At 37.8% G+C, this 7839-nt stretch carries 6 protein-coding genes; 4 read left to right on the top strand and 2 right to left on the bottom strand.

Annotated elements, in window-relative coordinates; all coding sequences use genetic code 11:
- Nucleotides 1-499: 499 nt before the first annotated feature.
- Complete coding sequence (locus JUJ52_RS22145) at nucleotides 500-2542, bottom strand: transglycosylase domain-containing protein (protein WP_121603967.1); 2043 nt, start codon at nucleotides 2540-2542, stop codon at nucleotides 500-502.
- 418 nt (nucleotides 2543-2960) lie between these two features.
- Between JUJ52_RS22145 and speE the strand changes: the two genes are divergently transcribed.
- Together speE and speB are read left to right on the top strand one after the other, a co-directional pair.
- A complete protein-coding gene (speE, locus tag JUJ52_RS22140; RefSeq protein ID WP_026681817.1) occupies nucleotides 2961-3788 on the top strand; it encodes a polyamine aminopropyltransferase in 828 nt (275 codons plus the stop codon).
- An 18-nt stretch (nucleotides 3789-3806) separates the two neighbouring features.
- On the top strand, nucleotides 3807-4679 hold the full coding sequence (gene speB / locus JUJ52_RS22135; RefSeq protein WP_026681816.1) for an agmatinase: 873 nt from the start codon (nucleotides 3807-3809) through the stop codon (nucleotides 4677-4679).
- Nucleotides 4680-4745: 66 nt separating this feature from the next.
- Here the strand turns inward: speB and JUJ52_RS22130 are convergent, their stop codons facing one another.
- Nucleotides 4746-4916: a hypothetical protein gene (locus JUJ52_RS22130; protein ID WP_161629276.1), complete on the bottom strand. Its 171-nt coding sequence runs from the start codon at nucleotides 4914-4916 to the stop codon at nucleotides 4746-4748.
- 625 nt (nucleotides 4917-5541) lie between these two features.
- Here JUJ52_RS22130 and JUJ52_RS22125 point away from each other — a divergent pair.
- Both JUJ52_RS22125 and argS read left to right on the top strand, forming a co-directional pair.
- Nucleotides 5542-5979, top strand: a complete 438-nt coding sequence (locus JUJ52_RS22125) for a YwiB family protein (RefSeq protein WP_034679229.1) — start codon at nucleotides 5542-5544, stop codon at nucleotides 5977-5979.
- The gene (argS, locus tag JUJ52_RS22120; protein ID WP_026681814.1) at nucleotides 5976-7640 is read left to right on the top strand and encodes an arginine--tRNA ligase; all 1665 of its coding nucleotides are present in this window, start codon (nucleotides 5976-5978) and stop codon (nucleotides 7638-7640) included. Before JUJ52_RS22125 ends, argS begins: the two co-directional genes overlap by 4 nt.
- Nucleotides 7641-7839 lie beyond the last annotated feature (199 nt).

Raw genomic sequence — 7839 nt, 5'->3', positions numbered from 1 at the left:
TTTTTTGAGCGGGTTTTGCTAAAAAAGTTAGCTGAAGGACAAACCCCACGGAAAGGGAAGTGGACAGCCGGAGTGGTGGTCAAGCAAGCAGTAGCTATTATTCCATAATAGCTACTAGAGGAAGCGTGAATCTGAGCATTTAGTGATAAGGACTGAGCGAATTTTGCTCCGTTTTTCTTAGTATAGGATACTATAAATTTAGCCCATGTAGATAAATATGGATCTGTTGAGCGGCGTCTAACTCCAGCGTCCAGAAACTAGGCGACTCACCTTAAGCTAAGTCATCGTCGACACGCAAACTCACCGTGATTCCTTTATCTCCGTTGACTCGTTCCAGTCGCCGCGTTTCCAATTGGGCATTTGCGCTTTTGTTCAGGAGAATCTGTTTTAGAAGGTTCGCCTGTAGTAACAATTAGCTGTATCCCACTATATTTACATAAAAATTTTTCGAGTTTCAACAAGACTGTTTGTTTGATGAATCTTGCTCAGGTAAAAATGGTTAATCAAAGAGGTCGAATATTTTTTCGACGATGCTTTTATCTTCTCTTTTTACATCCTTATCTTCTTGGCTGTGATGGAAATGCTCCGTGCAATATTCATGGGGCTCTGTACCTTTCTCAAAGAACATCACCCTACTTGTATTGCAATAAGGAGTGGCACGCTTTCCGGTTGTAGGATCAACGGGTACTCCAATGACTCCGCTGGGTACAGAAAAGGTCTCGTTTGGTAAATTTTCATGAGACTTTTGCATAAAATCAGCCCATATTTCCTTTGCATATCGTTCCTCTGCAACTTTTTCGATTTTACGGTTATCGTCATAGCCTATCCAAATACCAGTGGCAATTGAGGGGCTAAAGCCAATCATCCAGCTGTCAGAATTGGTTGATCCAGATTTTCCAGCATAGAGTCGATTTAGTTGATCGGTAATTGTTGAACCCGTAACGGGCATATACCCATCAAGTTCGTGATCAAACATCCCTGTCATTAAATGCGTTAGAATAAATGTTTTTCTCTGGTCAAGTATTTGATTTTTCTTTTCAGATTTATGTTTATAGACGGTCTTGCCGTTATGATCAATAATTTTGGATATGGAATGGGCATCGATCTTGTACCCGCCATTTGCTAACATACTGTATCCAGTAACCATTTCTTTCATAGATACAGCTGCTGAGCCAAGTGCTAGTGAAGGAACTTCTGGAAGTTTACTTGTGATCCCAAATTCCCTTGCAGTCTCTACTAAAGTTTTAGGTCCAACAAACAGATTTGTTTTAACGGCATATATATTATCTGATAATGCCAATGCTTGGGCTAACGTTATTTCCTTGTTAGCATAATAGCCATTATAATTACTTGGTTGATAGGTTTCCCCATTTGCTAATTGAAATGTAGTTGGTTTGCTTGGTAGCATCGTATTCGGTTTATAGCCATTCTCTAAAGCAGCATAGTAAAGGAACGGCTTGAATGAAGAACCAGGCTGTCGTTTTGCTTGAACGGTTCGGTTAAAGGAGCTTTCTTGATAGTTACGTCCCCCAACCATTGCAATGATTCCTCCAGTATTTGGATTCATTGCTAAGGCTCCTGCTTGTACTTCACTTGTAGGTGTAATCGCATGATTTATCTGTTCCTCTAATAGTAGCTGATGATCTTTTTGAAGTGTTGTGTGAATTTGGTAGCCTCCAGAACGTATCCCTTCAACTTCCATATTTAGCAGATCAGCAGCCTCCTTTATTACGAAGTCTTGAAAATAGGGACCTACTCGCTCTTTTTCCTGTGCATTCGATTTTTTGTATACTAACTTCGCTTGAGCGGCCTGTTTGTACTCCATTTCTGTAATCTTGCCTTGCTGATACATTGCCTGTAAAATTTGCTTCTGTCGATCTTCTGCTCTTTTACTATCATTTAATGGAGAGTAATAGGTTGGTCCTTTAGGAATACCTGCTAACATGGAAGCTTGCGCTAACGTTAACTGTTTGGAACTTGTATCAAAGAATAAATTACTTGCCGATTCGATACCATATGCCCCGTGTCCATAGTAAATCGTATTTAAATACCCCTCTAAGATTTTATCTTTTGAATAAAACATCTCTAAACGAACAGTATAAAATGCCTCCTTCATCTTTCGTAACCATGTCTTTTCATGTGATAAATATAAATTTCGCGCATATTGCTGAGTTAAGGTGCTGGCTCCCTCTTTTAGTGACCATGTTTGAATGTCTTTTAATAGTGCACCAAAGATTCGCTTTATATCAAATCCATGATGTTCATAGAAATTACGATCCTCAATCGCTACTGTAGCTTGGATAACAGCCTCCGACATATCCTTCAGATTTACCCATTCTCGATTTTCTCCTCCATGCTGTTCGCCAATGATTTCTCCTGAGCTGCTATATAGAATGGTATTCTGATCATTTGCTAATTCTGGAGGACCTAAAACAAAGCTTAGCAAGTAAACAAAGATAAATAAGGAAATTCCAGTAAGGAATAGAGATCCAATGCTAATCAGAAATAATTTATGTATTCGTATCTTTCTTTTTTTTGCCATGTTCTTTTCCCTCATATCCTAAGTTAAAGGTAAAAAAAGCTTATCAAAGCCAGGTCAAAAAGTTTCACTTTTATCCCGCATATAACTGGGAGTATGCCCCCCCACTTCAAGCAATAAAGAGAAACCACTATTGGTAAGTGGGGGATCAACCGCCAGTAAAGATTAGTTCACCTAACAATCAGTGAGGTGGATAAACAAAACCCCCAATGGATTGAATTTTCATTATATAGGTGGGGAATAACCCGAAAATGTTTAGTGAATGAACATATCCTTTTCTCCATAAAGTTACAATTTATGTGTTCTTTACTAGCATTATGGGAAAAGATATAGGCAAATAAACGTATGTGAAAAAAATGCTTGTCTTTTTGTCAAATTTCTCTATAATTTTATTGTCGTTATATGGAAAGGATGTGTTCGTATGAGCATGTGGTTTACTGAAAAGCAAACAGCTAATTTTGGAATTACAGCAAAAATAAAGCAAACGTTAACTACCGTGCAAACGGATTATCAGGATTTAAACATAATAGAAACAGAAGAATGGGGAAAAATGCTTGTACTTGATGATATGGTAATGACTACAGAAAAGGATGAATTTGTTTATCATGAGATGTTGGCACATGTTCCCTTGTTCACCCATCCTAATCCAAAGCATGTGTTAGTTGTTGGAGGCGGAGATGGGGGCGTTATACGAGAAGTGCTAAAGCACCCTTCCGTAGAGAAAGCTGTACTAGTTGAAATTGATGGGCAGGTGATTACCTATTCCAAAAAATATTTGCCCACGATAGCTGGCTATCTTGAAGACCCTCGGGTTGAAGTCAAAGTAGAGGATGGCTTCTTATATATAGCAAATAGCAAACGAGCCTTCGATGTCATTATGGTAGATTCAACGGAACCAGTGGGCCCGGCTGTTAATCTATTTACACAAGGGTTTTACACCGGTATTTCTCAAGCATTAAAGGATGATGGGATATTTGTTGCACAAACAGATAATCCTTGGTTTAAAGCAGATCTAATTACACAGGTGTATCATGATGTCAAAGCAATTTTTCCTATAACAAAATTATATACTGCTAATATTCCAACGTACCCAAGTGGATTATGGACATTTACAATGGGAAGTAAAATACATGATCCACAAAAGGTAAAAGAAGAAAGATTTAGCACAATCAATACAAAGTATTATACTTCTGAGCTGCATATGGCTGCTTTCGCTTTACCTAAGTTTGTAAATGACTTGCTGACCTAAGAGGGGGAGGATCGTTTTATGAAATTTGATGAAGCCTATTCTGGGAAAGTTTTTATTATGGCTGGCCAAGATTATAATCAAGCAGATGCTGTTATTTACGGAATGCCAATGGACTGGACCGTAAGCTTTAGACCTGGATCCCGATTTGGTCCTGGACGAATTCGTGAGGCCTCAATTGGTCTTGAAGAGTATAGTCCATATTTGGATAAGCATTTAGAAGAAGTAAGTTATTTTGATGCAGGAGATATCCCACTTCCATTTGGCAATGCGGAAAGAAGCTTAACTGAAATTAAAAATTATGTTTCAAAGATAGTCCATGATGGTAAATTCCCCCTTGGATTAGGTGGGGAGCATTTAGTTACGTGGCCAGTAATTCAAGCAGTGCATGAGATGTATCCAGACATGGTTCTCATCCATATAGATGCTCATGCCGACTTAAGAGAGGAATATGAAGGAGAAGTCCTTTCTCATTCTACGCCCATACGAAAAATCTGTGAATTGATCGGGGCTCATCATGTTTATTCTTTTGGAATTCGCTCAGGTATGCGTGAGGAGTTTCAATTTGCTAAGCAAAGCGGCATGTATATGGCAAAGTACAACGTTTTTGCACCACTTAGGGAAATGTTGCCAAAGCTAGCCGGTAAAAAAGTTTATGTGACCATTGATATTGACGTATTAGACCCAGCCTTCGCACCTGGTACTGGTACAGCGGAGGCGGGTGGTATTACCTCTGCAGAAATGTTAGACGTGATTCAGCTTATTGCAAATGCAAATGTTGAGGTAATTGGTGCAGATGTAGTGGAAGTTGCACCCATTTACGATCATTCGGAAAAGACCGCGATTGCAGCAAGTAAATTCATCCGTGAAATGTTGCTTGGTTGGGTAAAATAATAGCTTATAATGTCTATTCATAATTTAGGCACAGACAGACCCTCCTTAATTGAAAGGGTCTGTTATTCATTTATCGAGATCATTTTTAATGAATGGAGGCGTGACATTCTGCTCACCCTTCAAACCCAAATGCTCTTTTATTTCTTTTAATTCTTTTAAAATAGTCTGGGTATTGATCCACGCAGCGATTGAAGCGAAAATGGCAATAATTAAAACTATAGTTATAAAGATGTCCAAAAAAACACTCCTAACATATATTTTCTAGATGATATCATAAATATAAAATTTACACAGTAAGGTTACCGTCACATATTTGGTTGAAATTCTTTACCTGCTTCCTGTATTCTTCCTGTGAATGCTCGTATCTCACTAGTTATCCTACACGAGCGTTATTCTCGTAACATTATGCATATGCATAAAAAACAAGTGCTCGATATGTATCGAGGCTGCATTGTTTGGCAACTAAAGATATGTGTTAATAATGGAATTTTAGATAATGTTTGGAATTAATCGGCTTGTGAACGTATAAAAAAAGTGATGAAGTACGTAAGGTAAAGAAGCAAATTTTATGTTGTTTACAATGAAGAAAACAAATATGGTTAAGTGTGGGATCAACTGCCAGTAAATGCCCGATTGGTTCGGGCCTACATGGAAGTAGGTCACAAAGGCGTTGCCACAGGACGTGGCGATTTAAGCCTTTGTACGTATTTGTTTCAGTAAAAGCCGGATGGAAGTTTCACTTTATAAAACCTTGGTACATCAATGCTTGATAAAAATATTCTGTTATAATAGAATACACAGGAATACATGTTTATAAAAGGCTTATAATCTGGTAGGATTTATCTAAAGTTGAGGCGATATAATGAGTTTACATAAGCAAGTGGCTATTGAACTTTGTACGACGATCGACGATAATGGTCAAATGGAATATAATAAAATTCAGCAAAATGGATTTTTATACAAAAAAGGAAGCTTGGATGTACTTACATTTGAAGAAATGGCAGACGATAATTCGGTCATTAAAAATCTTATTACTATTCAATCAGATAGGGTAAATATTAAGCGTTCTGGTAACGTTACGATGAATCAACAGTTCCAGGAAAGGCAAACGACAGAAAATGTATTAAAGCATCCTTATGGCAGCATACATATGGAAACCTTCACACAATCTATTTTGTATTCCCCATTAAAAGCCCGGGAAGATGGAAGTTTACATATAGCTTATACTGTCAAACTAAATGGACAAGAGGAACGGCAACATAAAATCGATGTAACGATTAAAGAGGAGGACATGACATGAATGTCTTAGCACAAACAGAGAATATATTAAAACAGCAAATTACGAAAGCAGTTATTCAGGCAGAGCTTACAAACGAAGCGGAGATGCCAGATGTTATATTAGAAAAACCAAAAGATAAAACACATGGAGACTTTGCTACAAATATTGCCATGCAGCTAGCGCGTATTGCTAAGAAGTCGCCTCGACAAATCGCCGATGATATTGTTAAGCATTTAGATAAGGCTGAAGCAGCTGTAGATAAGGTTGAAATAGCTGGGCCTGGTTTTATTAATTTCTTCATGAAGGACAATTTTCTTGGTGAAATAATTCCAACGATTCTGCGCGAACAACAATCTTACGGAAAAACAAATGCAGGTCAAGGTGAGAAAATTCAGGTGGAATTTGTATCAGTAAATCCTACTGGGGATCTCCATTTAGGGCATGCTCGTGGAGCTGCGTTTGGCGATGTTTTATGCAATGTGTTAGATGCTGCTGGATATGAGGTGGAACGTGAATATTATATCAATGACGCGGGAAATCAAATCGATAATCTAGCTCTATCAGTAGAAGCACGTTATCTACAAGCATTAGGTAACGATGCTGAAATGCCGGAGGATGGTTATTATGGTGAAGATATTGTAGAAATCGGTAAGCAACTGGGTGTAGAATACGGCGATCAATGGGCAGTTAAAGAGAAGAAGGACAGGTTAGCCTTCTTTAAAGAGTATGGGTTAAAATATGAACTTGGTAAAATTGAAAAGGATCTTGCAGAGTTTCGTGTTGAATTTGATTCTTGGTTCTCGGAGCGTTCCTTATATAAAGAAAATAAAATTACGGAAGCATTAGATGTATTAGACAATTTCATTTATGAAAAAGATGGCGCGACGTGGTTCCGTACGACGGATTTTGGCGATGATAAGGATCGTGTTTTGGTTAAACAAGATGGTAGTTACACATATCTTACACCAGATATAGCTTATCATAAGAATAAATTAGATAGAGGTTTTGATAAGATCGTAAATGTATGGGGAGCAGATCACCATGGTTATATTCCGCGTATGCGAGCAGCAATACAGGCACTTGGCTATCCAGTAGAAAAGTTTGATGTGAAAATTATTCAAATGGTAAATCTATTTGAAAATGGCGAAAAGCTTCGGATGAGTAAGCGAACAGGCAAGGCAGTTGCATTAAGAGAATTAATAGAAGAAGTTGGTGTGGATGCAGTTCGTTACTATTTCGTAACTCGTTCAAATGATTCCCAATTGGATTTTGATATGGACCTTGCACGCTCACAATCAAATGATAATCCAGTGTTCTATGTACAATATGCACATGCTCGTATTTGTACAATGCTAGAGCAAGCTAAAGCCAAAGGGCTTTTGACTGAAGAATCAATGGATGTATCTTTACTCACTTCTGAGAAAGAAACGGATTTATTGAAAAAACTAGCTGAATTTCCACAGGTTGTAGCAGATGCTGCTGAAAAGCAAACACCACATAAAGTGACGCAATATGTATACGATCTTGCAACTTTACTGCATAGCTTTTATAATGCTGAAAAGGTTTTGGATATAGATAATAAGGAGAGAACTCAAGCTCGAATTGCATTAATGAAAGCAGTTCGAATTACGCTTTCTAATGCACTTCAACTAATTGGTGTAACAGCACCTGAAAAGATGTAATAAAAAGATTCAGAGACGAAAACAAAAGTGTTTTAATCAAGGAGAAAAACGCACAAATAGAAATGAGGAGACTTGGACGTTCGTTAGTGAAAAGCGAGTGTATTCGTTCGATAGGCATAACAAACTTGCAAAGAAAAAAACGGTATTTTCTAAAAGCTACAGCTATTTTCCAACATCAATCGTGGAAAATAGCTTTTTT

The organism is Virgibacillus sp. AGTR (assembly GCF_016919725.2).
Taxonomy (GTDB): Bacteria; Bacillota; Bacilli; order Bacillales; family Amphibacillaceae; genus Virgibacillus; species Virgibacillus salarius.
Note: the sequence above shows the minus strand (reverse complement) of the source record. Positions and strands in the feature narration are given on the sequence as shown.

What these genes read in the sequence shown, in the direction of transcription:
- argS (WP_026681814.1), top strand. Translation starts at nt 5,976, where the DNA reads ATGAATGTCTTAGCACAAACAGAGAATATATTAAAACAGCAAATTACG.
- JUJ52_RS22145 (WP_121603967.1), bottom strand. Translation starts at nt 2,542, where the DNA reads ATGGCAAAAAAAAGAAAGATACGAATACATAAATTATTTCTGATTAGC.
- speB (WP_026681816.1), top strand. Translation starts at nt 3,807, where the DNA reads ATGAAATTTGATGAAGCCTATTCTGGGAAAGTTTTTATTATGGCTGGC.
- speE (WP_026681817.1), top strand. Translation starts at nt 2,961, where the DNA reads ATGAGCATGTGGTTTACTGAAAAGCAAACAGCTAATTTTGGAATTACA.
- JUJ52_RS22125 (WP_034679229.1), top strand. Translation starts at nt 5,542, where the DNA reads ATGAGTTTACATAAGCAAGTGGCTATTGAACTTTGTACGACGATCGAC.